Source organism: Nonomuraea sp. NPDC051191, from assembly GCF_044455665.1.
Taxonomy (GTDB): domain Bacteria; phylum Actinomycetota; class Actinomycetes; order Streptosporangiales; family Streptosporangiaceae; genus Nonomuraea.
In genome coordinates this window covers 108,678-133,979 of sequence record NZ_JBITEZ010000003.1, presented here as the reverse complement: position 1 = coordinate 133,979, position 25,302 = coordinate 108,678, and the positions used below count along the sequence as shown (strand labels likewise).

Sequence of the window (25,302 nt, the reverse complement as noted above, 5' to 3'; positions counted from 1 at the left end):
TCGACGATGACAAATCCCGCCTTGGACGGGATCGGGCATGATGCGTAGCCGCCTCTTCATAATGAGGAGGTGTTCGTGGGACGTGAGGCCGAGCTGACCCGGCTGGCCGCCGCGTGGGCCCGTACCCCCGGTGCGGTGCTGGTCGTGGGCGAGGCGGGGATCGGCAAGTCCAGGCTGGTCGAGCGGTTCGCCGGTGGGGTGGACGCGCTGGTGGCCGAGGGCGGGGCCGATCCGGGCGGGCCGGCGTACGCGCCGTTCGTGCCCGTGCTGCGCCGCCTGGTCAGGGAGTACGGCGCCGGGCTCGTGCCGGGCGGCGGGCGCAAGGGGCTGGCGTGCCTGCTGCCCGAGCTGGGGGAGCTGGACGACACGCCCGACCTGGGCCGGGCCCGGCTGTTCGAGGAGGTGCTGCTGCTGGTCGAGCGGGCCGCCGAGCGCCGTCCCCTGCTGATCCTGCTGGAGGATCTGCACTGGGCCGACCAGGCCGCCCGCGACCTGCTGGCGTACCTGCTGCGCAACCTGACGCGGCCCGGCGTGATGGTCGTCGTGACCTCGCGCGAGCCGCTGCGGCTGCCCGGCGCCGAGGTGGTCAGGGTGCCACCGCTCGGCCGGGACGAGGTGGCCCGCCTGCTCGGCCGCGACGACGTGGACACGATCGTGGCGCGCAGCGAGGGCAACCCGCTGTTCGCCGAGGCGCTGGCCGAGGCGGGCGACACGACCCCGGCCTCGCTGCGCGAGCTGCTGCTCGCCGGGGCCGAGAAGCTGCCGGGCCCCGGCCTCGACGTGCTGCGGATCGCCGCCGTGGCCGGGCGCAGGACGCCCCACGAGGTGCTGCGCCGGGTCGCCGGGCTCGACGACCTGGCGCTCGACGAGGCGCTGCGGCCGGTCGTACGGGCGCGGCTGCTGCTCGTGGACGGCGACGACTACGTCTTCCGGCACGCGCTCATCCGCGAGGCCGTCTACGACGACCTGCTCCCCGGCGAACGCCGCCGCCTGCACGCCCGCTGCGCCCCCGTCCAGCCTGAGCTGGCCGCCGATCACTGGCACGCCGCCGGGGACGGCCCGCGCGCCTTCGAGGCGGCCTGGCGGGCCCGCAGATGGGACCTGGTGCTGAAACTGTGGGCGTACGCGGACGGCCAGGACCATGCCGAAGTGCTGGAGAACGCCGCCAGGGACGCCCTGCGCGACGGCGACGCCCACCGCGCCGAGGACCTGGCCACCAGGGCGCTCGCCGAGGTCGTCGACCCGCTGCGCGCGGCCCACCTGCTGGAGCTGCGCGTCGCCGTCCGCGACCTGCACGGCGAGGAGGGCCTGGACGACCTGCGCGAGGCCGTACGCCTGGCTCCCCGCGAGTCCAGGCTGCTCGGCGCCCTGGCGTGCACGCTGGCCTGGCACGGCCGGGACGGAGAGGCCCGCGTCCGCGCCGAGGAGGCGTACGAGCTGGGCGACACCAGGTCCCTGACCACCCTGGCCGCGCTCGCGGCGCTCGACGGCGACCTCGGTACCGCCTCCGCCCTGTACGCCCGCGCCCGGGTCGGCGCGCCCGACGACGATACGCTGCTCGTGTCGTACGCCGGCGAGGCCGACGCGCTGGAGGCCGCCGGCGAGCACGCCAGGGCCGAGGCGGTCGCGCGGCGCGGCATCGCCGAGGCCGCCCGCCTGGGCCTGGCCCGCTCGCGCGGCGCCCATCTGGCAGCGAACCTGGCCGAACCGCTCGCCTCGCTGGGCCGCTGGCGGGAGGCCCGCGAGGTGGCCGCTCCCGCGCTCGCGCTCGACCCGCCGCCGATCCACCGCGCCTGGATCCTGCTGGTGCTCGGCACGGTCGCGGTGCGGGAGGGCTCGGCGTCCGCGGCCGACGCGCTGCTCGCGCAGGCCAGGCCGCTCATGCGCGGGCGGTCGCGCGGCTACGACTCCTGCCTGGAGCCCGACCTGCTCGAACTCCGCCTCGCCGAGGCCGGGGGAGACCTGGACCGGGCGCGGCGGCTGGTCGACCACGTGCTGTCGGAGCACGACCTCACCCGCAGCCGCCGCTACGCCTGGCCGCTGCTGGCCCTCGCGGCCCGCATCGGACGGGTGCGCGCCGCGCCGCCCGGCCTGTCCACCGTCGGGCGGGTGCAGGAGGCGTACCGGGCCACGTTCGAGGCCGAGCTCGGCGGCTCGTGGGCGGACGCGGTGGCCGCCTGGCGGGCCGTCGCGCAGCCGTACGGGCTGGGGCAGGCGCTGGTCAGGGCGGCCGAGCAGGACCCGGCGCGGGCCCGCGAGCCGCTGCGCGAGGCCCTGGCCATCGCCGCCGCGCTCGGCGCGGAGCCCCTGCGCCGGCAGGCGGAGGCGGCGGCGGCCACCACGCGGGTGGCCCTGTCCGCGACGCCGGGATTGTCGGCCCGCGAGCTGGAGGTGCTCGGCCTGGTCGCCGAGGGCCTGAGCAACAGGCAGATCGCCGAGCGGCTGTTCATCTCGGCCAGGACGTCCGGCGTGCACGTGTCGAACATCATGGCCAAGCTAGGCGCCGCCTCCCGTGTCGAGGCCGCCGCGCTGGCCCGCCGGACCGGCCTGATATGAACTCGGCATGACCACCGTGAACGTCGCCCTCGTCGGCGTGGGCAACTGCGTGTCGTCCCTGGTGCAGGGCGTCGAGTACTACCGCGACGGCGAGGCCCCCGGCCTGCTCAACCCCGTGTGCGCCGGATACGCCGTCTCCGACGTGCGCTTCACCGCCGCCTTCGACGTCGGCCGCGCCAAGCTCGGCCTGGACCTGTCGCAGGCGATCTGGGCGCCGCCGAACAACTCGCGCCGCTTCGCCGACGTGCCCCACCTGGACGTGCCGGTGCGCGAGGGCGTCCTGGCCGACGGCGTGGGCGAGGGCTCGGCCGAGCTGGTCGAGCCGACCGGCGGCGCCACGGTCGCCGACGTGGCCGCCCACCTGCGCGAGACCGGCTCCCAGGTCGTGGTGAACTTCCTGCCCACCGGCGCCCAGCGCGCCACCGAGCTGTACGCCGAGGCCGCGATCGAGGCCGGCTGCGCGTTCGTCAACTGCATGCCCGCCGTGCTCGCCCGCTCCGAGCAGTGGCGCGACCGCTTCGCCGCGGCCGGGCTGCCGCTGCTCGGCGACGACCTCAAGAGCTCCTTCGGCGCCACGCTCGTGCACCGCGCGCTGGTCGACGCCCTGACCGCGAGCGGGGTGCGCCTGCACGACGGCTACCAGCTCCTGGCCGGGGGCAACATGGACTTCGTCAACCTCCAGGACCCGGCCAGGATGGCGGGCAAGCGGGCCACCAAGGCGACCGGCGCCGGCACCTCCACCCACGTCGGCGCCCAGTACCTGCCCTTCCTCGACGACCGCAAGATCGCGTTCATCCGGCTGGAGGGTGAGGGGTTCGGCGGCTCCCCGCTGGAGGTGGAGCTGCGCATGGTGGTGGAGGACTCGCCGAGCGCCGCCGGGAACGTCCTCGACGCCGTGCGCCAGGCCAAGGCCGCCCTCGACGCGGGCGAAGGCGGCTTCCTGCGCGAGATCTCGGCCCCTCTCATGAAGGCGGTCTGACACTTTCGCCGAAGGCGGCCGGCCACCGGCCACCGGCCACCGGCCACCGGACGCCGGCCACCGGACGCCGGCCACCGGCCACCGGCCACCGGCCACCGGCCACCGGCCACCGGACACCGGACACCGGACACCGGGCGCCGGGTTCGGCCGTGGCAGGCTGGGGGGATGCGCCTTGCGACCTGGAACGTGAACTCGGTCAAGGCACGGCTGCCGCGCCTGCTCGACTGGCTGGCCGCGACCGAGCCCGACATCGTCTGCCTGCAGGAGACCAAGTGTCCCGCGGAGTCGTTCCCCGTGGCGGAGGTGGGCGAGCTCGGCTACGCCGCCGCCGCCCACGGCGACGGCCGGTGGAACGGCGTCGCGGTGCTGTCGCGGGTGGGGCTGGAGGAGGTGACGCGGAGCTTCCCCGGCGAACCCGGCTTCGCCGAGCTCGACGGGGTGGGCGCCGCCCGTCCCGAGGCCCGCGCGATCGGCGCGACCTGCGGCGGCCTGCGGGTCTGGTCCCTGTACGCGCCGAACGGCCGCGCGCTCGACTCGCCGCACTACGCGTACAAGCTGGAGTGGTTCGCCGCGCTGCGGGACGCGCTGGCCGAGGAGCTGGGCTCGCCGCTGGTGGCCTGCGGTGACTACAACGTGGCGCCGACCGACGCCGACGTCTGGGACCCCGCGCTGTTCGTCGGCTCCACGCACGTCACCCCCGCCGAGCGCCGCGCGCTCGCCGAATTGCTCGACCTCGGGCTGCGCGACGTGGTGCCGACGCCGATGAAGGGGCCGCACCCGTACACGTACTGGGACTACCGGGCCGGGATGTTCCACCAGAACAAGGGCATGCGGATCGACCTGGTGTACGCCAGCGCCGACGTCGCCGAACGGGTGCGGTCGGCGTACGTCGACCGCGAGGCGCGCAAGGGGAAAGGCCCCTCGGATCACGCGCCCATCGTGGTGGATCTCGACGCGATAATTTAATCAACAAACAGCAGCAAGACGAGTATCGTGAGTGACCAAATGTGCGGGGGCACACCTTCTTCACGCTGAAAAAGGGGGCCGTGTCGTGGAACCTGCCGATGGTCGGGTCATCCTGTTCGTCCTCATCGGGCTGGCCCTGTTCGCGCTGGGACGCCGCTTCCAGAACATGATCATGCTCAGGCAGGCCTGGAAGCAAACGCAGAGGCAGGTGACGGTGCGACGGGAGACCGCGCACAACGCGGTGAAGGGTCTCGTCGCCGTCACCGCGGTCGCCGCATTCGTCATCTGGCTCGCGATCAATCTCAATCGGATAATGAGCTGACCGCCATTCAGCCGATTACCGCGATTATCCGGAACGGCGGCGGTGGCGCAGGCCCCAAGCGGTGACCACGGCCAGCCCCGCCGCCGCCAGTCCGACCGCGCGGGTGAGCCGGGCGGCGCGCCTGATGTCCTTGACGTCCGGCTTGGGGCCGTCACCCATCGTGGGACGGTGTTCCGTCCGCCCGCCGTACACGTTCGTGCCGCCGAGGGTGACGCCCAGCGCGCCGGCGAAGGCGGCCTCGCACCTGCCCGCGTTCGGGCTGGGGTGGCGGTGGCCGTCCCGCCGCAGCACCCGCAGCGCCTGGACGGGGTCGGCCGCCAGCGCCGCCGTCAGCAGGCCCGTCACGCGTGCCGGTACGTAGTTGGCCACGTCGTCGAGCCTGGCCGCGGCCCAGCCGAACCGTTCGTAGCGGGGGGAGTGGTGGCCGATCATGGCGTCCAGCGTGTTGACCGCCCGGTAGGCCAGCAGCCCCGGGACGCCGGCCACCGCGCCCCAGAACAGCGGGGCCACCACGGCGTCGGAGGTGTTCTCGGCCAGCGACTCCACCGTCGCCCTGGCCAGCTCGGACGCCTCCAGCCGCGACGGGTCGCGCCCGCACAGGTGGGGCAGCCGGTCCCGGGCCCGCTGGAGATCGTCCGCCTCCAGGGCCTCGGCCATGTGCACGCCTTCGCGGGCGAGGGTCGTGCCGCCGAGCACGGCCCACGTGGCCAACGCCGTCACCGCCGTACGGACGGCCCGGTCGCCGCTGCGCTGAGCCAGCATGCCCAGGGCGGTCACGCCTCCGACGCAGATCCCGACATGAACCACCCCACGCCACCTCGTGTCGCCGTACGACGACTCCTCCAGCTTCGCCGCCGCCCGTCCGAACAGGGCGACCGGGTGGGCTGAGCTGCGCGGATCACCGAGAACCTGATCGAGTGCGACACCGAGCGCGAGACCTAGCGGGTCATACCAAATGGGCATGAAGCTCATCTTCGTGCACATCCAGCCAGGCTGCCGCCCGGCGGATGCGTTGCCCCGCGCCGCCGGCCCACATCTTGGCCCAGTTGCCGCCGGCCGTGGCACGGGTGCGCATGACGTCGTAGGAGCGGTGGAAGCGGAGCCTGGACAGTTCGAGCAGCCGTCGTCGTTCGCGGGGCGGCAGGCCGTACGCGTCGCAGAACAGGCGGATCCTGGCCCCCACGTCGACGTTGCGCTGGAGCGGGGGACGGTCGACCGGGTCGGCGATCGGGGCCCAGTGGCGCAGGGTGGTCACGATGTCGAACAGGCGGGTGGTGGGCCGGGCCAGGTCGAAGTCGATCAGCGCGACGGGGGCCGCGGTGGTGTCGCCGTCCTGATGGAAGACCACGTTGTCGGGCGTCAGGTCGCAGTGGCCGATGATCTCCGGCGCGCGGTCGTCGTTCGAGCCGCCTTCCCATCGTCCGGCGTCGAGCGGGAAGCCCGCGGTCGCGTCGTGGAACTCCCTTACCAGCATCGCCAGCTCGACCAGGAACCCGTCGGTCGAACTCGCCAGGCACAACCCACTCCGCCCCGGGACGTAGGTGAGCATCTCGCGGCCTAAACCGTCCGTCCCCAGGACCCGCGGCGCACCCCCGAACCCGGCTGCCTCAAGGTGTCTGAGCAGGGCGTGCACGGCGGGCGTGGCCGGACAGACCGGCCTGCGCACCGTGTCACCGACGCGCACCACCCCGTCTGTCACGTCCCCGCCCTGCAGGGGAATCTCATGCAGGAGCGTCGCGACCATGCCACAACAGCTTAGCCCCATTTGCCCCACCGCCGCCTGCCCTTTCACCCACCCCACCGGCCCCTTCCTTGCCTCCCTCCCTCGTTTCCACCTCCTTTTCCTCCCTCGCCTCCGAATCGGCCTGGCCCGGCGATGCCCGCCCCTGCAAGCTCGCCACCTCCATGCCGTCCCCACCCCTGACGCCACAACCACGAGGGCCATCCACGCCGAACCGGCACCTCAACAGGGGGGCACGTTCGTGACGAACAGCCCCGGCGACAGCGGGAGCCGTCCGAGACGAACCGGCCCTCCCGACCACGGGGGCATCCGAGACGAACCGGCCCTTTGACCTCGACCGGTATTTGGCACCCCAACCCCGACCGGCCCCTTGACCTCGACCGGCAGCTCCAACCCCGACCGGCACCCGGCACCCCAACCGCGATCGGCACCTTGGCCCCGACCGGCGCCCCGACCGCGGGAGGCATGCGTGACGCACGGCCACCGCGCCCCGCTTGCCCCTGCCCAGCCCTGCCCCTCGGCGCGTGGCCTGGAACGCAGGCCGAGTGTCGCACCACCCCCCGCCCCCACCCACCCCCTAGCCTGAGGAACCGTGCCCATCCTGCTCTCCTTGGCGGCCTTCCTCATGACGCTGCTGGGCGGGCTGGTCGCCGACCGCGTCAAGAACAACCGCCACCTCGTACTCGGCGCCGCCGCAGGCGTGATGCTGGGCGTCGTGGCCTTCGACCTCCTCCCGGAAGCCCTCACCCGGGACGCCGTCGAAGTCCTCGGCGTGCCGCTCCCGATGCTCATGTTCGCCCTGGCGTTCCTCGGCATCCACATCGTCGAACGCTCCATGGGCATGCACGACGCCCACGAAGGCGACTACGCCGCCCACCGCCACGCCCGAGCCGGCGTAGGCGTCACAGCGGGATCCGCCCTGGTCATCCACAGCCTCCTGGACGGCGCCGCCATCGGCGCCTCCTACCAGACGGACGCTTCCCTCGCCGTGGCCGTCGCCATTGGCGTCATCGCCCACGACTTCACCGACGGCTTCAACACGTACACGATCACCTCTCTGTACGGAAACGCCCGCCGCCGCGCCTTCACCCTCCTGGCCCTGGACGCCCTCGCCCCCGTGATCGGCGCCACCCTGACCTTCCTCATCACCATCCCGGCCCACATCCTGACCGCCTACCTGGGCCTTTTCTCCGGTTTCCTCCTCTACTTGGCCATCTCCGACATCCTCCCCGAGGCCCACACAACGAGACGCGCCACCGGCTGGACCCTGGCCGCCACGGTCTCCGGAACCCTCTTCATGTGGCTGGTGATCGCCCTGTCTGCCTGACACGACCAAAACGTGTGCGTGACAAGTCGCCGGATCATGCACAATAAGGCAGGAGCGCCCTTAGCTCAGCTGGATAGAGCACCGGACTTCTAATCCGACGGTCGCAGGTTCGAATCCTGCAGGGCGCGCTTTGCTCATGGCCTGACCTGCGGCTATGCGGAATCGGATGCGTTCTAGAATTTTCGTCTAGCGATTGCGTGCTCCGTGCGTGCTCGGTTGCACCAACCCTGCACACACCATGATCATCCGGCATCTCCGAGCCTGTGCGGCAAGAGTAGCGGCCCCGCCTCGCCGCGAGCAGGCGGCGAACGCGGGGCCGGATGCCTAATCCGACTGTCAGCTCCTCAACGAGACGACTCTCCCCGCCACTGTCTGGTCTTCCTTGCCGAACAGCAAGGCCGCGGTCTTCTCAGCGGCGGCGGTGGCCACCTGCGGGTAGACGGAGGTGTAGGTGTCGGCGGTGAACGCGCTGGAGGTGTGTCCCAGCGTTTCCTGCACCACCTTCATCTCCACCCCGGCCGCCAGCATCAGCGAGGCGGCCCCATGGCGGAGGTCGTGCAGCCGGATGGGTGGCAGGCCCGCCAGGTAGGCCAGCCACAGGAACTGATCAGAGACGTGCTGGGGGTGCAGGCGGGTGCCGTCGGGCTGGGTGAACACGAACCCGGAGTCGATCCACGCCTCCCCCATGGCCAAGCGTTCCTGCAGTTGCTGCTGCCGGTGGGCGCGCAGCACTTGGACGGTGTCGCTGTCCAGGGCGATGGTGCGTACCGAGGCGTCGGTCTTCGGTGTGCCCTCGTGGACCTGCCAGGCCAGCTGCACCAGCTGCCAGTTCACCGTCAGACTGTGGCCGTTGAGATCGACCTCCTTCCACCGCAGCCCGCATGCCTCGCCGCGCCGTAGCCCGCGCAGCGCGATCAGCTGATACAAGGCGAACAACCGGTGGGCTCGGGCTTCTTCGAGGAACAGGCGGGTCTGGGCGGGTGTCCACACCATGACGGGGGAGGGGCGCGGCACGCTGGTGTAGGCGTCGAGGGGATCGACTCGCCGCCCGCCTCGGCGCTGCTTCTCCGCCTGCCGGTAGGTGCGGAAGTCCTGCTGCCAGGCGTGGACTCGGTCCTCGGTCCACACCAATGGCTTGGGCCGGACATGGGCGGGCATCTCCAGCACGGCGGCGGGGTTGAAGTCGACCAGCCGGTCCTGGCGCATGGCCATGTTTAGCGCGTGGCGGAGAGTGGCGCGGATGCGGTGCATGGTGGCGATGCTGATCGGCCGCCGGAACTTGACGCTCTGGCGCACCTGCGGGTCGGGGTCGGTGCGGCGTTCGGCGATGGTGTCGTTGAACTCCTCGATCTGCTCGAACATCAACGCGATGTCGCTGACCTTGAGCTGATCCAACCTGAGCCGTCCCAGGTATGGGGTGAGGTAGAGGCGGATGTGGCTTTCGTAGGAGCGGCGGGTGGTCTCCTCGATCCTCCGCTTGCGGTGCAGGAACTCGGTCAGCCACTGCTCGACGGTGATCTCCTGGGTCAGATGCTGCCCGGTCTTGATCTTGCGGCGGACCGTCTCCAGCGTCGGGAGCGTGTCGGTCTCGGCCAGCGTGCGCTTGATCAGGTCGGCGATCTGGGTGCGGGTGGCGGGCTCGCGCGGATCGGCCAGCGCCAGCAGGTCATCGAGGAGGATGCCGCAAAGTTGGTCTTGTCGGGCGGTCGGAGCAGCATGCAGGGAGTGGTGTACAGGTTGGAGCGCCCGCCGAGCACCATGACCCTCGTCCGTGGATGGCGCTGGCGTGGTTGGAGCGCGGATCCCATTCCGGGGGCCGCGACGCAACGTCGAATGAAGTGGCCCGGCCGGGCTCGGTGCGTGTGCCGCTCGAATATTGAGTTACTTGTCCTGAGCTGTGGTTAAGCGGCGTGGTGGTATTCGCTGATCATGCCGGCTACGACGGGTTTTCGATGGACGGTTCGCTGATCGTTGAGGTCGGTCACGTCGTGGGTGGGCGTTGTGAGGTCCAGGGGGTTGCTGCCGGGATTGGTGCGGCCGGTGCCGGTTGTAGTGGATCAGGTACTCCTGGAGCACGAGGGCCAGGTAGCGTTCGTTGAGGATCAGGATCCGGTCCAGGAGTTCACGGCGCAGGGTGCCGATGACGCGCTCGCAGATGGCGTTCATCCTCGGCGTCCGCGACAGCGTTGTGATGATCTGCAGCCCTTCGGCTTCGAAAACCTGCCTGAAGGTGGAGGTGAAGAGCGGATCCCGGTCGTGGATCAGGAATCGCAGCCTGGCGATGCGGTCACTCACGTCCATTGCCAGGTTGGGGGCCTGCTGCACGGTCCATGCCCCGGTCGGGTGGGCGGTTACTCCGGCGAGGTGCAGTCGTCGGGTGCCGTGCTCCATGTGTAGATGAAATATAGGTCGCACCGCTACGGTATTTCTCTCTAAAAATACCAAAAGAATGCATTGTTACTCTTTGTGAGCCTTGCGTGCCAGAACAAGATCTTGCGGAATGAATCGACACGAAGATACGCTCTGCCCTGTTTAGCGCCGCTCTGAGCCTTCCGTGACAAAGAACAAGTTCCGCGCCGGATGGGGGGGAGCAACGTCTGGCGTTCCCATAGGGGCGCCCTCGTTGGTTCGGAGTATGACTACATGCGTCGTGGACAGTTTTCTGCTGCTTTAATTCGGAATGGCTGGCGCGTTCTCGCGCCCTTGGCGCTGCTCCCTGGCCTTACGTTCGTATCCGCCTTGCAGGCCCAAGCTGCAGCTGGTGGGACTTTTACTGATGGGCAGGGCGTTCCAGATACACCGGACCAGCAGTGGGGATCAACTGGTGCGTTGCCGCCGCTGGTCGATGCGGATGCCACGACCAGTAGTGCGAAGAACGAGCCTTCCAAGCAGGACCCGCGTCAGCGTAAGGGCGTATTGCGGCCCGAGGGCCGGTTCGACGTGGAAGCCCAGCCGTCCACGTCAGCGAAATCCTCCGACGCTCAATCGTTAGCCGACGTGTATTGCTCGTCGTACCCTGCTTACGTTTCATCGAACAGTTACTCCTGGGGGTCGCAGGTCGCGTACGGCAGTAGTGGCGGGACGAGGTACATCTGGACCGCACGTGTATCGGTCCCGGCCTTTCAGGCGCCGGGTTCGACGTATTATGAGATCACGCCCGAAGGGGCGGGAATTCTGCGGGATTACTGGAATCGCGGCCCGGTGTGCACTGACCCGCCGGCTCCGGATCCCGATCCGGAGCCGGTGTATTACCCGCCGACCGTCGAGGACGCCTTCCCGGTCGATGAGATGCTGGTGGACTCGCTGACGCCGCTGCTGGTCTCGCACGCGCGCAGCAACAACGGCGGTTCGACGATCAAGTACACGTTCAAGGTGTGCGACAACGCCGACATGACCGGGACCGCCTGCTTCACCTCGGGCCAGCTCGCCAGCAACGTCAACACCTGGCGGGTGCCCGCGGACAAGCTAGTGTGGGGCAAGGAGTACTGGTGGACGATCGCGGCGCTGGACAGCGCCTACTCGCTGACCACCACCACGCCCGCGCTGTCGTTCACCACCGGCGTCCGGCAGCCCGCCATCACCTCTCAGCTGGCCAGCTCCGGCGTGAACGGCCAGGAGTTCCACCAGCTTCCCGGCAACTACACCACGTCCTTCACCGACGCGACGGTGGCGGCGGCCGGGCCGCCGTTGTCAATCGTGCGCTCCTACAACAGCATGGACCCGCGCAAGGACGGCATGTTCGGGGCCGGCTGGTCGACCCGGTTCGACATGAAGATCCAGCCCGAGACGGTGGCAGCGGTACCGACCCTGCTGCTGACCCACCCAGATGGGCGGCACGTGCGCTTCGCGGCCAAGGGAGACGGCAGCTATCAACCGCCGCCGGGCATGTACGCGACGCTGGTGCAGACATTCAGGGACGTCTGCCAGGTACAGCAGTGCGTGAAGGAGCCGTCCGGGTGGCGGCTGATGGACAAGTCCTCCACCACCTACCTGTTCGACACCTTGGGCAAACTGACGACGATCACTGACAATCTCGGCCGTGCTCAGCAGTTCGCCTACGACGACAGCGGCAAGCTCACCAGCGTGACCAGCCCGGGCGGCCGGTCGCTGTCCTTCACCTGGAACGGCGCCCACGTGGCGAGCGTGTCCACCCAGCCCGTCGACGGTAGGGCGCTCACCTGGACCTACGCGTACGAGGGCGACCAGCTCAAGCAGGTGTGCTCGCCGCTGCAGGCGCCCAACTGCGTCTCCTTCGACTACACCGACGGATCGCTGTACCGCAGCGCTGTGCTGAACTCCGACCCGATCGGCTACTGGCGGCTCGGTGAGGCCAGCGGCAGCCAGGCAACCGACCTCGGCTGGGGTGCTGGGCCCGCGACCTACAAGTCCGCGACGCTCAAGCAGCCGGGCGTGCTGGCCGGCACCGGCGACACTGCGGTCTCACTGTCCGGCACGCAAGGGGTCGGTCTGCCCGGCCACGCATTGGCCCGGGTGGAAGGAGCCGCGTCGTTCGAGACCTGGTTCAAGACCACGCAGGCCGGTGCGCTGCTGTCGGTCGGGACGTCCGCGGACACCAAGTCCGCCCTGGTGTACGTCGGCACGGATGGCAAGCTGCGCGGCCAGCTACGGCGCGTCGGCAGCGGCGGCACCGCCGGGATCTCACCGATCACCTCCGCCAATACGGTGAACGATGGGCAGTGGCATCACGTGGTGCTGACGCTGTCGGGCTTCGAGCAGCGCATGTACCTCGACGGCGCCCAAGCCGGCACCCTGGCCCAGCCCACCACCGTCGGCTGGCCCTCCCAGGCGGACGTCGGCCTCGGCACCATCGTCGGAGGTCAGTGGCCGGCCACGCCGGGGACCGCCGGAGCCCAGACCACTTTCGGCCTGAAGGGGCAGGTCGACGAGGTCGCCGTCTACGCCAAGCCGCTGACCCCTGAAGACGTGCGCCTGCACTACGAGGCGCGGCTAGCCGTGCCGTACAAGCTGGCGAAGATCACCCTGCCGTCCGGCAGGGTGTGGATGAGCAACACCTACGACCCAGCGACCGACCGGCTCAAGACCCACACCGACGCCAACGGCGGCACCTGGCAGATCGGCGCACCCGAATACACCGCCTCGACCGGACTGTCGAAGGTGACGGTGACCGACCCGGACAACAACACACTGGTGTCCACCTATGACGCCTGGCGCGGCTACCGCATCGTCTCCGAGGCCGACCAGCTCGGCAAACTCACCAAGTACAGCTACGACACCGGTGGTTACCTCTCCGAGACCGTCGACCCGAACGGGAACAAGGTCACGCTGGCCAACGACAAGCGTGGCAACGTCTTCGGACGGAACGTCTGCCGGACGGCGCAGAGCTGCTTCTGGGAGTGGTTCAACTACTACCTGAACGAGAGCAACCCGGTCGATCCCCGCAACGACCGGATGGTCGCCCATCTGGACGCCCGATCGAGCGGATTCCTCGACGAGACCTACGCCACCCGGTGGTGGCTGCTGGACAATGGCCTAGTCGAGGCGGAGACATGGCCCAACGTCGCAGGTGACTCCTGGTGGGGGAAACGACAGGACTACACCAACGGCACCGAGCCGGCCATCGGCGGCGGCACCATGCCCGCAGGGCTGGTCAAGGGCCGCTTCAACTGGCACAACGGCCGGCATCGCGAATACCGCTACGCCTACACCGCGGCCGGTGACCTGGCCGAGGAGACCAGCCCGACCGGGCTAAAGACCGTCTACACCCATGACGCGCTAGGACGCGTCACGTCCCGGACGAAGGTGTCGGCATCGCATCCCGACGGCGTCAAGACCACCTTCACCTACGACGCCCTCAGCCGGGTCCTTACTCAGACCGGGCCCGGTGCGCGGAACGAGATCACCGACGTGACGCACACCGCGCAGGCACGCTTGGTCTACGACGCCGACGGCAACAAGGAGTCGGAGACTCTGGCCGACCTGACCGGAGGTGACACCGCGCGAACCGCGACGTACGGCTACGACCCGCTGGGCCGCCTAGAAACCATCACCGGGCCTGGGGGCGGGGTGAGCAAACAGGAATGGTCCAAGATGGGCACCCTCGTCCGCACCATCGATGCTGCGGGAACTGCCATCGAACATGTCTACTCGAAACGCGGCGAACTCCTCTCACGCACCCTCAAGGGTTGGACGGGCAGCCCCGTTGTGCCACAGCCGGCCAAGGACGTCGTGCTGGAGTCGTTCGCCTACGACCCGGCTGGCCGGCTCGCGACCCAGTCCGACGCCATGGGCCGCAAGACCTCCTACACCTACTTCGGCGACAACCTGCCCTCCCAGGTGATCGCCGATGACGTCAAGCTCAACGGTTCCACCTCAACGAGGGACGTGATCCTCAAGGACACGACCTACGACCCGGCTGGGAATGTGCTCAAGACCGTGTCCAGTGGCATCGCCACGACCGAGGTCACCGTGGACGCCGCCAATCGCGTCACCTCGACCCTCTTCGACCCGGCCGGGCTGAAGCGCAAGACCAGCTATGAGTACGATGCCGTCAACAACCCGATCAAGGTCTCGCGCTCCGGTGGCGGTGACTCCCGAGTGGAGATCACCGAGTTCAGCTACAACGCGCTCGGCATCAAGACCCGGCAGACGATCGAGAACGGCGATCAGGACCTCACCACCACGTGGAAGGTTGATGACAGAGGTCTGGTCACCGAGCTGACCGACCCGCGCGGAAACGCGGCAGGAGCAACGGCGGCCGACTTCACGACCACCATCCGCTACGACGCCCTCGGCCGCGCCATGGAAACCACCGGGCCGCAGGTCAAGGTGGACAAGGCTGGGGCGACCACGACTACTCGGCCCACCACTCGGGCTGGCTACGACACCTTCGGTGCCCAGACGCACACCCTCGACGCCGAGGGCCGCCGGATCTCCACCACCTTCGACAAAGCTGGACGGGCGACGCAGCAGACCGCGCCGAGCTACACCCCTCCCGGTGGAACCGCCATCACCCCCACGATCGTCCATGCCTACGATCCGGCGGGACGGCTGACGTCCACCGCCGACCCGCGCGGCAACGTCACCTCTTACGACTACGACCAGCTTGGCCGCCAGGTTCGCACCACCGACCCCACCCCGAACGGCCAGACCGCGGGGACCTGGGTGACCGAATACGACCTGGCCGGGGAGAAGGTCGCAAGCATCGACCCCACCGGCGCCCGCAGCCAGGCCACCTATGACGATCTCGGTCGGCAGATCACCGCCACCCAGATCGAGCGCAAACCGTCCACAGCCAGCTACATCACCAAGCTGGAATACGACGACGCGGGCCAGCTGGTCAAGCAGACCGCCCCAGCCCCAGGCAGTGGCGTGACTAGCTTCACGGTCAACGCGGCCGGTGAGACCACGTCCACTACCGACCCGCTGCTCAAAAAGACCACCATGGCTCACGACCTAGCCGGACGCTTGACGAAGACGACCGACCCGAACGGCAACGCCACCACCGCCGACTACGACCTGGCCGGCCGAAAGACCACAGTCAAGGACCTGGACGACACCGGCGCGGTACTGCGTACCTACAGCGTGGGTTACGACCTGGCGGGGAATCAGACCAGCGCCACCTCCCCCGAAGGCCACATCACCCGGCAGACCTTCGACGCGCTTGGCCAGCTTACTTCGCGCATCGAGCCGGTTTCGGCAGATGAATCGATCACCACGACCTTCGGCTACGACGCTTCTGGGGCCCGAACCAGGATCACCGACGGTCGCGGAAACGCCACCTGGACCAGCTACAACACTCTTGGGCTGCCTGAAACGCTGACAGAATCGGCTACGACCGCGCACCCAGATGTGGCCGACCGCTCCTGGACCCAGCTCTACGATGCCGCCGGCAACCAGACTGCGACCATCCAGCCCGGCGGCGTTCGCATTGACCGTACCTTCGACCAGCTGAACCAGCTCACCAAGGAGACCGGCGCAGGCGCCGGCGCAGCCAGCGCCGAGCGCACCTTGGGCTATGACCTGGCCGGTCGCATGACCAGTGCTGGCGACCTGACCGTCGACCTCAACGACCGCGGCCTGCCATTGAAGGTGACCCGCGGCACCGTGCAGGAGACCGCCTACGCCTACGACGCGCTCGGCAACCCCACCCAGCGCGTTGATGCAGCCGGGACGGCTGCCTTCACCTGGGATAACGCCAACAGGCTGGCAACCGCCACCGACCCGGTCACCGCGCGCACCCTCACCTACGGCTACGACAGCGCCAGCCGTCTGAAAACCATCACCGCCACCAGTGGCACTGCCGGCACCCAGACCATCGACTACGACAACATGAACCGGGTCACCGGCCAGACACTGAAGAACGGCTCCGGAACCCAGATCGCCAAGATTGGCTACGGCTGGGACAAGGACGACAACCTCACCACCAAAACCACCGTCGGCACCGCAGGGGCGGGTGCCAACACCTACAGCTACGATCAGGCCGGCCGCCTCACCTCCTGGAGCTCCCCCGGCGGCGCCGTCACCAACTACGAGTGGGACGCTGCGGGCAACCGCACCAAGGCTGGTAGTACCACCTTCACCTATGACGAACGCAACCGCCTGACCAGTGGTGATGGCACCGACTACAGCTACACACCCCGTGGCACGCTGGCCAGCCAGACCAAGACCGCAACCACCACGAGCTACACCTACGACGCGTTCAACCGCATGATCGCCGACGGCGACAGCCTCTACGCCTACGACGCCCTCGACCGCACCGTCAGTCGCATTCGCGGCACTGCAAAGCAGACCTTCGCCTACTCAGGACTCGGCAACGACTTGGCCGCCATCACCGACAGCAGCGGCACCGCCCAGGCCAAGTACGCCCGAGATGCCAAGGGTGCCCTGCTCGGCATCAAGGAAGGTGCCAGCGCAGCCGTGGCGGCGCTGTCCGACCTGCACGGCGACCTGATCGCCACATACACCGCCACCTTGCAAACCTCCACCGCCTACGATCCGTTCGGCATCGTCACTGCCCAGACCGGCACCAAGGCACAGCTCGGCTACCAGGGCGAATACACCGACCCAGACACCGGCAAGGTCAACATGCACGCCCGCTGGTACCAGCCCGGCACCGGCACCTTCGCCAGTCGCGACACCGCCACGCTCGATCCGACCCCATCCGTTCAGGCGAACCGCTACACCTACGCCAACGCCTCCCCCCTCACCAGAACCGATCCCACGGGGCACGCGGCCGCTTCCACCGGTTTCGAGTACGGCTCCGGCGGCTATTCAGGCAACCTCTGCAATGACTCCATCGACGCCTTCAAGGCAACCTACTGCCGGGGAGCCGGAGGGAGCGGAGGCAAAACGATCGGCGACGGGTTCGGGGGGAGCGGAGGAGGAGTCGCCTGCGCCGGCCCCGCATACAACTATTGCGGAGCTGTCGATTACAACGTCACGCTTGCACTGCCGGAATCCGAACTCAAGAAGCGGAACATCCTGCCAAACGGTATGCAGGCCATGGACGGTTTCTGGACGGTCGAAAAGAAGATCCGTCAAGAGATTATCGACTTCGTTTACGATGGCGCCCCGGAGGAGGACGTCAGGGCGCTGTGGAAGGCTCTGTGGAGCGTCGCCTTGCCGTCGGGTGGCGATGGCAAGAAGGTGACGCGCCTCGAAGTTACCCGCGCTCTAAAAGCGACCTACGAGCTGGACCAGCGGCTCAGTAGCTGCTATCAGCAGATGCAAACGGATAAGTGTAAGCAAGAGGTTCGGTATAAGTGGCTCGAATGGCGAGACTTGTTCTGCAGGGGAGAGGTCGGCGACGGACCCTGCCAGCTCAGCGATGTCGGCACAATCGTGGGCAACGGAGGGATTGGTAGAAGGCTCGTACTGTTCCTCGTGAACGCAGACCCCACTTGGTCGAGCAAGACATTCGAGAAGAAATTGATTGCATGGGCCACGAAGGAACATGGGACATGTGAAAAGCATGCCGCGACTGGGCTCACTGTCTGTAGCGGCCTCACCAAAGGTCTGCACTTTGGTCGAGGTGGAACCACACTGGGAAACGTGACACTCACTGGATACGACTCCCAAGGCAATCGTCGCAGCCCCGACTGGTTTGACAAGAATCAGCCGGAGTTCCTTCGTCACGAGGCCGAACACAGGGAGCAGTGGTACCACTATTACAACATCACCAAATTCTGGCCAACGTATCTCGTCCTCTATCTCGACCAGCCGATAGAGGCCTGCGATAATCTTTTCGAACAGCAAGCGGAGAAGAAAGGTAATACCTATGACTGCTGATGGCAGTCTGGGGCGCTTCTCATCTCGGCAGGAGGCATTCCTGTGAGGGGTCTTCCTCAGGGGCGGGATCCCGTCAGCCGCAACCACAGCGCCAACCTCTGCTGTTGCACCTGCAGCTCAGCCACCTAGCCTTCACTCGCTATCGCCAGTCGCATCCAAGCCGTGTTCCATACGTGTCCTGATCAAGGCAGAATCATCATCATGAGAAACATGATCTTAGCTTTGCTGGCCAGTGGTGCTCTGCTGGCGGGGGCTGCTCCAGTGCACGCTTCGGTGCGGGCAGTCTCCAAAGATCCCGTCCAGGTACTGAGAAACGTTCTGGCATCCGGACACGGGGTGAGTTTCACCGAAACGGCCACCCTCTCGAAGGGCACAAAGAAGCTTGCCGAACGACGACGTAAGGGTGTTTTCGAGTTCAACGGCACGGCGGGAGGAGTCAAGGCCCTAGACGTCACCACAACTGGGGGTGAGCATGGGACGGAACGCGTCATCGGCTTCAACCACGAGGTCGGAGGCACCAGCTACCAGTCCGGCGGCCTCGTCGGGAAATGGCTGAAGGACGGCAAGACCTGGTGGAAGAATTCTCATCAGTTGCACCTCTGGCACACCGAGCTACTCGGTTACGACGAGCAGATCCTCAACCCGACAGAGCCAGCCACCGTGGCGGCCATGCTGAAGAACGGCCGAAGGAACGGGAACACTGTCACCGGCGTGATCACCTTTAAGGAGCTCGGCCAGGCGCGCTCCCTCTGGTTCGGCCATTCCACTCAGGGCTCTTGGGGCCTCACTGGCACGAAACTTTCCTACACCCTCACGCTGACCTCGTCGGGACTGATCAGCAGAGTGCAGAGCAGATACACTCTTGCCGGCGGCCTTGACGAATTGGTGGGCAAGACCTTCTCCAACGACACTCGCTACCAAGGGTGGGGTAGCGAAGTTTCGATCAAGCCGCCGGACTCTCGCGACACGACCACTGAGCTGTGTGTCAACGGCGAGATCTGCAACTGGCGTCTTCCGGACTGAGAGCTCTCGCATGCCGCTCGCCGCTTCCCACCACCCGACGACACGCAGCACGGTCGACACCGCCATGAGCCAGAGACGCGGCTACCGCCGAGCAGCCGCCCACGACTGACCAGCCTGAAGGGGAACGATCCGGCTTTACCTTGCGGAATCCGCCGCCCAGGCTGGCCGCCCACCGCCACCCTTGACGGGTGAACCTCGCCTGGGCTGACCTCATCGACCCCGCCACGGCCGCGATCATCTTCTTCCTCACCGGCATCGGCTCGCTCATCGGTGTCCTGCGCCTGCGAAGGCAACGCCGGGCCGAGCAGCGCGATCAACTCGTCGCCGCCTGCGACCAGCTGCTCGTCGCCGTCGGAGTGTTCCAGGGAGCGATCGCCGCCCAGGCGAAGGCATGGACATCCCCACGAGCCACAGCGCTGGTCGTCCTGACTGCTGCCGCACTGGCCATCAAAGGACACATCGTCCACCGCAGGCGCTATGCCGCCATCGGCCAGTGCGCCCGGGTCATCTTCGGCTGGGACCTGGCCTGTGCCGCTCGAATATTGAGTTACGTGGTCTGAGCTGTGGTTACCCATTGCGGTGTTATTCGTTGATCGCGGCGCTGACGGTGGGGGAGGCGGATGAAGCGCAGGTGGTCATTCGAACGGCCACGGGCTGGCTGCGTTGTCAACCGGATCACTGAGGCGCTTCCTCGATGAGGAACGGTTCGCCTCGTCTCAGGGGTTCTGTCAATTTCCGAGGGGTCTTGGTGATGGCCAGGGTAGGAGCGGCGTACCGTTCGCCGGCCGTCAGCTTGCCGACGCCATCTCGAAGGCGGCGAGGCGGCGTGGCCTGTGCGGTGCCAAAACGCGGACACTGCTGCTGAGCTGGGCGTTTGCCGGGTGATCAGGCTGCTCTGTGGTACTCGTTGATCAGGCCTGCGGCGGTCCTTCGACGGTGGATCCGGGAAGTCATGTCGATCACCTTGCTGGGATCGTGCAACGGCGGGCGAAGCGAACGGCCCTGATGCGGGCGATGATGGTTGAAGTGGTGTTCGTACTCGGCCAGGACCTTACGCAGGTGCCGCTCACCATGGATGAGTAGGTGATCGAGGCACTCACGGCGTAGCGTTCCCACGAACCGCTCCGCGAACGCGTTCGCTCGTGGTGACCGGACGGGCGTCTTGATGACCCGCACGCCATTGGCGGTGAACACCTCATCGAACGAGCGGGAGAACTTGCCGTCACGGTCTCGGATGAGAAACCTGAAGGCGTCGGCGTGCTCGTCCAGGTCCATCAGCAGGTTCCGGGCTTGCTGGGTGGTCCGAGCGCGGGTCGGGTTGGAGGTGAGGCCCAGTAGGTGTATGCGGCGTGTCTCGATCTCCATGACGAAGAAGACGTACAGGCGTTTGAGGAACACGGTGTCGATGTGCAGGAAGTCGCAGGCCAGGATGCCGGAGGCTTGGGAGGTGAGGAACTGTCGCCAGGTCGGTGAGGTCTGGCGTGGCGCTGGGCCGAGGCCGGCCGCGGTGAGGATGCGGCGGATGGTGCCCTCCCCGATCCGATGGCCGAGGCCGAGAAGTTCGCCCTGGATCCGCCGGTGCCCCCATCGTGGATTCTCTCTGGCCAGCTGGATGACCAGCCCACGCAGTTCGTCCGGGATCGGCGGACGCCCGGTCGCGTTCGGGTAGATCCAGCGTTGACTGACCAGTTGGCGGTGCCAGGCCACCAAGGTGCCCGGCGTCACGATCCGATGGAGACGTAGCTGCGTGGGCAGTAGTCGCGCCAGTGCGGCCAGCAGCGCTCGGTCGGCCCAGTCTGGTCGTGGCCGGGAGACCTGACGGCGAAGGACGGCGACCTCATGCCGCAACACCAAGATCTCCACCTCTTTGGAGGTACTGCCCCGTGCGAGCAGCACCAGCCAGCCGAACACCCTGACCACCAGCAGATACAGAAGGCGAAACAGCACGAGAGGCAAGCCTAGAAGACCAGGTCAGACCCGCTGCAATCAGTTCTGGCACCGGACAGCTTCCTCCATGCACGCTGAAAGAAGCGCGATCCGGGGGACCTTGACCTTGCTCGCGATCAACGGGAGCGGCACGGGCAGGCGCGACAGCCGTGGAACGGACGCTACGCCAACTCCGCCACGTTCGCAGCGACATGCAAGGGAATCAGGGCAAGATCTAGGAGTTAGTCCGGTCAATAGAGCGGGCGCTGTTCTTGGTCATGCTCGGTCCTCTCGGCGAGGGTGCCCACGCCACCCCACCGGAGTCGTCACGACCAGCAGCAGAGCGGGAGTCTCATCAAGCGCGATCCGGGGGACCTTGTCCTCTTCGCCGTCCGCCGCGTGGGAGCAGGAGGCTCGGAAGCGGGCCAGCGCGTCGGCCAGCTTCCACGGTAGCCGCGGGAGCGCGGGGCTGTCTCGCCGCTTTCCCCGCGAAAACCTGGCATTTCTGCGGCACCTGCCTCGACAGTCCCCGCCGGGGCGGCCTACGCCTCCTTGGCGGCCCTCCGCTCCTGAACATCTCCCCGGCCGCCAGGTAGCGGAATGAGAGATCGCGATTGCGGTTCGTGATCGTTTCGGGGCGGTGAATGTGGCTGGTTGGGTGGGGTTGCTGCTTGTCCGTGTCCGTGTCGGAGACGGTCAGGTGGAGGGCGGTTCCAGGTGCGTCGGGAGTGGGAGCCGGAAGAGCTGATCGCGGCGTGGACGCTGCTGGACGACGACTGGGAGCTGGTGGGGAACAAGCCGGGGGCGACCCGTCTGGGGTTCAGCCTGATGTTGAAGTTCTTCGAGCAGGAGGGCCGGTTCCCACGGCACGTGGGTGAGCTGCCCAAGGCCGCGGTGGACTACGTGGCCGGGCAGGTGAAGGTCGAGCCGGCACTTACATCCCGGCCATGCCTTTGCCGATCATGACGACGCCGAGGACCAGCAGGACCACGAACATCACGGTGGCGTTCTCGGCGACGAGCCAGTCCTTGGCCGATACCAGCGACGCCCGGATCCGCTCGCGCAAGAGCAGGAAGCCGAGCACAGGCCCGGCGACCGTGAGGCTGCCAAGGACGACGAACACCACGATGGCGACAGCCGCACTCACGCTCGTGAGCCCGGCCTCGGCGATGGCCAGGGCGGCCGCAACCGCCAGGGCGAAGTTCTTGGGGTTGAGCCCGGACAGCAACGCTCCGAGGCCGAAGGCTTTGCCCGCCCGCATCCGATCGACCGCCGCCATCCAGCCGGGCATCTGCGCCGGCTCGCCCTCGCGGGGGCGTGAGCGCCACTGCTGGGCGGCCATCACCAAAAAAAGGACGCCGAGCAGGAGTTTCACGACTACGGTCCACATGTGCCCGCCGTTGTCAGCTGCCCCTGCGGGATCGGCGATGAGAACGACCGCGGTGGTGACGAGCAGGAGCCCGCAGATCCAGCCGAGCGCGAACGCCGGAGCCGTGCGGGACGCGGCGGGGGACATGAGCATCAGCACCGCCGCGATGATCGGCACCGGGCTGAGCGCGACGCCGACCGCGGACGGCAGCAGGTCCCCGATCGCCTCCCCCAGGCTCACCCCGCCTCCTCGACCTTGACGAAGTCGCCGGGCTTGTACTTGTGGTCGAAGAACTCCTGCTTGGGGCCGTAGAAGCGGAAAAGGCTGAACCAGCCGCGGCCGGGCACGGATTTGAGCCAGTTCCTGGCGCCCGCGGGCGGTTCGGGACCGACGTACAGGGTGATCGAGCCATCGTCGTTGTAGTCGAGATCGTTCATGCCGTTCAGAGAGGGGTATTCCTGACCCTCCGCGTCCACCCCACCCGCCGTTTCCGCGTCGTAGATGGTCACCGACCAAAACAGGTTGGCGGGCGGGTCGGGCGGCAGGTCGATGCGATAGACGTTCTCGCCCCTGAGGTAATCGCCGTCAGCGTCTTTGTAGGCGTTGCCGTACTTGGCGCCCATCCCGACGATCGAGGACATCATGCCGGTGCTGATGGAGTAGTGGTTGATGAACATGTGAGCCTTGGCGTCCACGTCGGTGTGGCCGGTGGTGCGCTCACGCCATTCCTCATCCAGCAGCGTGTGCATGAAGTCGTCGGGTTCGGTCTCGACGTGGGAGATCCAGCGGCGGTCCTCCCACCAGAGGGCTTTGTTCGCGGTGTCGCGGTTCGCCGCGATGTTCTTGGCCATCTTCCAGCCGGTGCGGGCGGCCAGATCCAGCAGCTCCCGCTGCCGGGCGGTGGGAGTGAACGGCTTGCTCTGGGCGATGCCGAGAGCGGCGAGCATGCCGTGCATGTACGGATCGACAGCGTCGACTCGTTCGTTGTGGACGAACTTCTCCAGCAGGTCGAAGTAGGTCCCGTCGACCGGAAACAGCGCGTTCGCCGGCAGGTCGGAGACGTGGCGGAAGGTCATCGGCTCGGCCGCGCCCTGCAGCGGACGGATCGTGATGCCCTCCACGGAGGCCACGCCCGGCGACAGGTCCTGCACCGAGGTGAAGAAGCCACGCACGAAGACGAAGACCCCGTTGGTGCGGCTGGTGTAGACGTAGTAGTTCTCGGCGTCCACCTCGCCGTCGTAGCCCTCGGGCACGATGAGGTACTTCCCGCCCTCGCCGTGGTCGGGGCCGGGGATGCCGACGTCGCCGAGGTACTGCCGGCCGTCGATGAGCGGGCCGGTGAGCGGCCGGTGCCAGAAGTCGTCCATCAGCGCCTGCAGCTTGGGCGGCGCCTCGATCACCAGCGGGCCCGTCTGGCTGAGATCGGCGAAGGCCAAGCCGTAAATCACGTCGGAGTTCGGGGTGGTGATCAGGGTGTTGGGCTTGAGCCTCTTCTCGAACACCGACATCACGTTGTAGCCGTATCCGGAAAGATCGCCCAGGGCGGTCCGCATCGCGTACATGTTCATCGCGGGCAGTGCCCACAGGTACACCTGGGTCGCGCGCTGGAAGAACAGTTCCTCGCTCAACGCCCGGCTGGTGTCCTGGGTCGGGTAGCCGCCCACGAACCGCAGGTCGGCCAGCTCTCGATAACGATCAACAGTCATGACGTCTCCGGGCGCCTCTGTCATCCAACGGATGACCATGACCTACCCGCCACACCCCATCCGCCGGTTTGGTCGAGGCCTGCTATTCGTCCATTACCTGGCGGCTGAGGACATGCTCGGGAGCGGAGGGCCGAGTCGTCACGACCAGCAGCGGAACGGGAGTCTCATCAAGCGCGAGCCGGGGGACCTTGTCCTCTTCGCTGTCCGCCGCGTGGGGGCGGGATGCTCGGAAGCGGGCCAGCGCGTCGGCCACTGAGGGCAGCCTACGCCGGTGCACCGACAGGGCGTCAGCGCCTTTCCCTCGCAGATCCGCCGGGGGTCAGCCTGCGGGACTGCCCGGTCGATGACGAACGGAAACCCTCGCACAGCGAGGCTCACCTGACCATGGCGACGATCACGCTCATGACCAGGCGGCTGACCAGGAAGATGCCATCGGCCTGGATCCGGAAGCCAACCTCCGCGCCGCAGGCCGCCTGAGAACGTCTCACGCGCCCAGGAGGCCGGGGGATGCCTGATGGGGGTCTGTTATCGCGGCTCCGGAAAGGTCCTCCTCGGCGTCTTTTCCCACCAGCCATTTTATCGTAACGTAGTCATTGATTTACTCTCAGTAGTTGCAAGGAGGACCATGAACCTCAGACGCACCACAGTCCGCGCACTCGGCACCCTCACCGCCGCAGCCGCCCTCTGTCTGGCCGGCACCGGCATCGCCCAGGCGGCGACCTGGTATGACACCCACAGGACTTCGCTCACCTGGGTGGGCTGCCAGAGCGACTACTACGCGCTCAACGCGGTTTACTCTCGCGCTGGAGTCCACATCCAGGACTATCAATGCCGGGAGTACCCAGATCCCGGCGGCGCCGTCTACTGGTACCACCTCTGGATGCTCGTGTAACGCCCCACCCCTAAACCGCCGCCACCGAATCCTCCAGGTCACCCCTCAGGGCCTCTGCCGCCAACTGACGGCGGGGGCCTGCGAGGTCTCAGAAGCGGCCGTGTCGGCCACCCTGAAGCTGAGGGCCAAGATCCCGAGAACGATTCCGCGTAGCACCCGGGGTACAGGGACTGCGATGCGGAACATGGGCCCGTCCCTTCGGGGCGGGTCTTTCGCGTCAGCGAGC

Annotated in this window: 17 protein-coding genes and 1 tRNA gene; 11 read left to right on the top strand and 7 right to left on the bottom strand. The window is 67.7% G+C overall.

All coding sequences use genetic code 11. The features are described 5' to 3' along the window. Positions 1–75 precede the first annotated feature (75 nt). The 4 genes from ACIA8R_RS09005 to ACIA8R_RS08990 all read left to right on the top strand — a co-directional run bounded on the left by ACIA8R_RS09005 (position 76) and on the right by ACIA8R_RS08990 (position 4,823). Complete coding sequence (locus ACIA8R_RS09005; RefSeq protein ID WP_397037510.1) at positions 76–2,556, top strand: ATP-binding protein; 2,481 nt, start codon at positions 76–78, stop codon at positions 2,554–2,556. Between the two features lie 7 nt (positions 2,557–2,563). Then, complete coding sequence (locus ACIA8R_RS09000) at positions 2,564–3,535, top strand: inositol-3-phosphate synthase (RefSeq protein WP_397037508.1); 972 nt, start codon at positions 2,564–2,566, stop codon at positions 3,533–3,535. Between the two features lie 165 nt (positions 3,536–3,700). Further along, positions 3,701–4,501, top strand: coding sequence for an exodeoxyribonuclease III (locus ACIA8R_RS08995; protein ID WP_364084424.1), 801 nt, complete (start codon positions 3,701–3,703; stop codon positions 4,499–4,501). Between the two features lie 85 nt (positions 4,502–4,586). Continuing rightward, positions 4,587–4,823: a hypothetical protein gene (locus ACIA8R_RS08990; RefSeq protein ID WP_357699378.1), complete on the top strand. Its 237-nt coding sequence runs from the start codon at positions 4,587–4,589 to the stop codon at positions 4,821–4,823. 24 nt (positions 4,824–4,847) lie between these two features. Here the strand turns inward: ACIA8R_RS08990 and ACIA8R_RS08985 are convergent, their stop codons facing one another. Both ACIA8R_RS08985 and ACIA8R_RS08980 read right to left on the bottom strand, forming a co-directional pair. After that, a complete protein-coding gene (locus tag ACIA8R_RS08985; protein ID WP_397037505.1) occupies positions 4,848–5,786 on the bottom strand; it encodes a cobalamin biosynthesis protein in 939 nt (312 codons plus the stop codon). Next, a complete protein-coding gene (locus tag ACIA8R_RS08980; protein ID WP_357699382.1) occupies positions 5,770–6,567 on the bottom strand; it encodes an aminoglycoside phosphotransferase family protein in 798 nt (265 codons plus the stop codon). The genes ACIA8R_RS08985 and ACIA8R_RS08980 overlap by 17 nt, the downstream gene beginning before the upstream one ends. A gap of 589 nt (positions 6,568–7,156) precedes the next feature. On the opposite strand from ACIA8R_RS08980, the gene ACIA8R_RS08975 reads away from it, so the two are divergent. After that, entirely contained in the window at positions 7,157–7,891 is a 735-nt protein-coding gene (locus ACIA8R_RS08975) for a ZIP family metal transporter (protein WP_357699384.1), read from the top strand. 54 nt (positions 7,892–7,945) lie between these two features. Then, a tRNA-Arg gene (locus ACIA8R_RS08970) sits at positions 7,946–8,019 on the top strand. Positions 8,020–8,227: 208 nt separating this feature from the next. On the opposite strand, the gene ACIA8R_RS08965 is transcribed toward ACIA8R_RS08970, so the two are convergent. Together ACIA8R_RS08965 and ACIA8R_RS08960 are read right to left on the bottom strand one after the other, a co-directional pair. Continuing rightward, entirely contained in the window at positions 8,228–9,718 is a 1,491-nt protein-coding gene (locus tag ACIA8R_RS08965) for a tyrosine-type recombinase/integrase (RefSeq protein WP_397037503.1), read from the bottom strand. Between the two features lie 54 nt (positions 9,719–9,772). Next, the gene (locus ACIA8R_RS08960) at positions 9,773–10,282 is read right to left on the bottom strand and encodes an integrase core domain-containing protein (protein ID WP_364104052.1); all 510 of its coding nucleotides are present in this window, start codon (positions 10,280–10,282) and stop codon (positions 9,773–9,775) included. 438 nt (positions 10,283–10,720) lie between these two features. Between ACIA8R_RS08960 and ACIA8R_RS08955 the strand changes: the two genes are divergently transcribed. From ACIA8R_RS08955 to ACIA8R_RS08945, 3 genes are all read left to right on the top strand, one after another. After that, complete coding sequence (locus tag ACIA8R_RS08955; protein WP_397037501.1) at positions 10,721–18,160, top strand: RHS repeat-associated core domain-containing protein; 7,440 nt, start codon at positions 10,721–10,723, stop codon at positions 18,158–18,160. Positions 18,161–18,361: 201 nt separating this feature from the next. Beyond that, entirely contained in the window at positions 18,362–19,183 is an 822-nt protein-coding gene (locus tag ACIA8R_RS08950; protein ID WP_397037499.1) for a hypothetical protein, read from the top strand. A 188-nt stretch (positions 19,184–19,371) separates the two neighbouring features. Beyond that, on the top strand, positions 19,372–19,743 hold the full coding sequence (locus ACIA8R_RS08945) for a hypothetical protein (protein WP_397037497.1): 372 nt from the start codon (positions 19,372–19,374) through the stop codon (positions 19,741–19,743). A gap of 325 nt (positions 19,744–20,068) precedes the next feature. Here ACIA8R_RS08945 and ACIA8R_RS08940 read toward each other — a convergent pair whose 3' ends face one another. Beyond that, positions 20,069–21,130, bottom strand: a complete 1,062-nt coding sequence (locus ACIA8R_RS08940; RefSeq protein WP_397037496.1) for an integrase core domain-containing protein — start codon at positions 21,128–21,130, stop codon at positions 20,069–20,071. Between the two features lie 696 nt (positions 21,131–21,826). On the opposite strand from ACIA8R_RS08940, the gene ACIA8R_RS08935 reads away from it, so the two are divergent. Further along, positions 21,827–22,075: a DUF4158 domain-containing protein gene (locus ACIA8R_RS08935; RefSeq protein ID WP_397037494.1), complete on the top strand. Its 249-nt coding sequence runs from the start codon at positions 21,827–21,829 to the stop codon at positions 22,073–22,075. On the opposite strand, the gene ACIA8R_RS08930 is transcribed toward ACIA8R_RS08935, so the two are convergent. Both ACIA8R_RS08930 and ACIA8R_RS08925 read right to left on the bottom strand, forming a co-directional pair. Beyond that, complete coding sequence (locus tag ACIA8R_RS08930) at positions 22,044–22,718, bottom strand: GAP family protein (protein WP_397037492.1); 675 nt, start codon at positions 22,716–22,718, stop codon at positions 22,044–22,046. The two genes, ACIA8R_RS08935 and ACIA8R_RS08930, sit on opposite strands and share 32 nt — an antisense overlap. After that, positions 22,715–24,184: a DUF1254 domain-containing protein gene (locus tag ACIA8R_RS08925; RefSeq protein WP_397037490.1), complete on the bottom strand. Its 1,470-nt coding sequence runs from the start codon at positions 24,182–24,184 to the stop codon at positions 22,715–22,717. The genes ACIA8R_RS08930 and ACIA8R_RS08925 overlap by 4 nt, the downstream gene beginning before the upstream one ends. A gap of 625 nt (positions 24,185–24,809) precedes the next feature. Between ACIA8R_RS08925 and ACIA8R_RS08920 the strand changes: the two genes are divergently transcribed. Continuing rightward, on the top strand, positions 24,810–25,076 hold the full coding sequence (locus tag ACIA8R_RS08920) for a hypothetical protein (RefSeq protein WP_397037488.1): 267 nt from the start codon (positions 24,810–24,812) through the stop codon (positions 25,074–25,076). Positions 25,077–25,302 lie beyond the last annotated feature (226 nt).

Bases quoted from the DNA above. Each gene is read 5' to 3' on its own strand.
- ACIA8R_RS09000 (WP_397037508.1), top strand. From the start codon at position 2,564: ATGACCACCGTGAACGTCGCCCTCGTCGGCGTGGGCAACTGCGTGTCG.
- ACIA8R_RS08995 (WP_364084424.1), top strand. From the start codon at position 3,701: ATGCGCCTTGCGACCTGGAACGTGAACTCGGTCAAGGCACGGCTGCCG.
- ACIA8R_RS08985 (WP_397037505.1), bottom strand. From the start codon at position 5,786: ATGCCCATTTGGTATGACCCGCTAGGTCTCGCGCTCGGTGTCGCACTC.
- ACIA8R_RS08980 (WP_357699382.1), bottom strand. From the start codon at position 6,567: ATGGTCGCGACGCTCCTGCATGAGATTCCCCTGCAGGGCGGGGACGTG.
- ACIA8R_RS08960 (WP_364104052.1), bottom strand. From the start codon at position 10,282: ATGGAGCACGGCACCCGACGACTGCACCTCGCCGGAGTAACCGCCCAC.
- ACIA8R_RS08950 (WP_397037499.1), top strand. From the start codon at position 18,362: ATGAGAAACATGATCTTAGCTTTGCTGGCCAGTGGTGCTCTGCTGGCG.
- ACIA8R_RS08925 (WP_397037490.1), bottom strand. From the start codon at position 24,184: ATGACTGTTGATCGTTATCGAGAGCTGGCCGACCTGCGGTTCGTGGGC.
- ACIA8R_RS08920 (WP_397037488.1), top strand. From the start codon at position 24,810: ATGAACCTCAGACGCACCACAGTCCGCGCACTCGGCACCCTCACCGCC.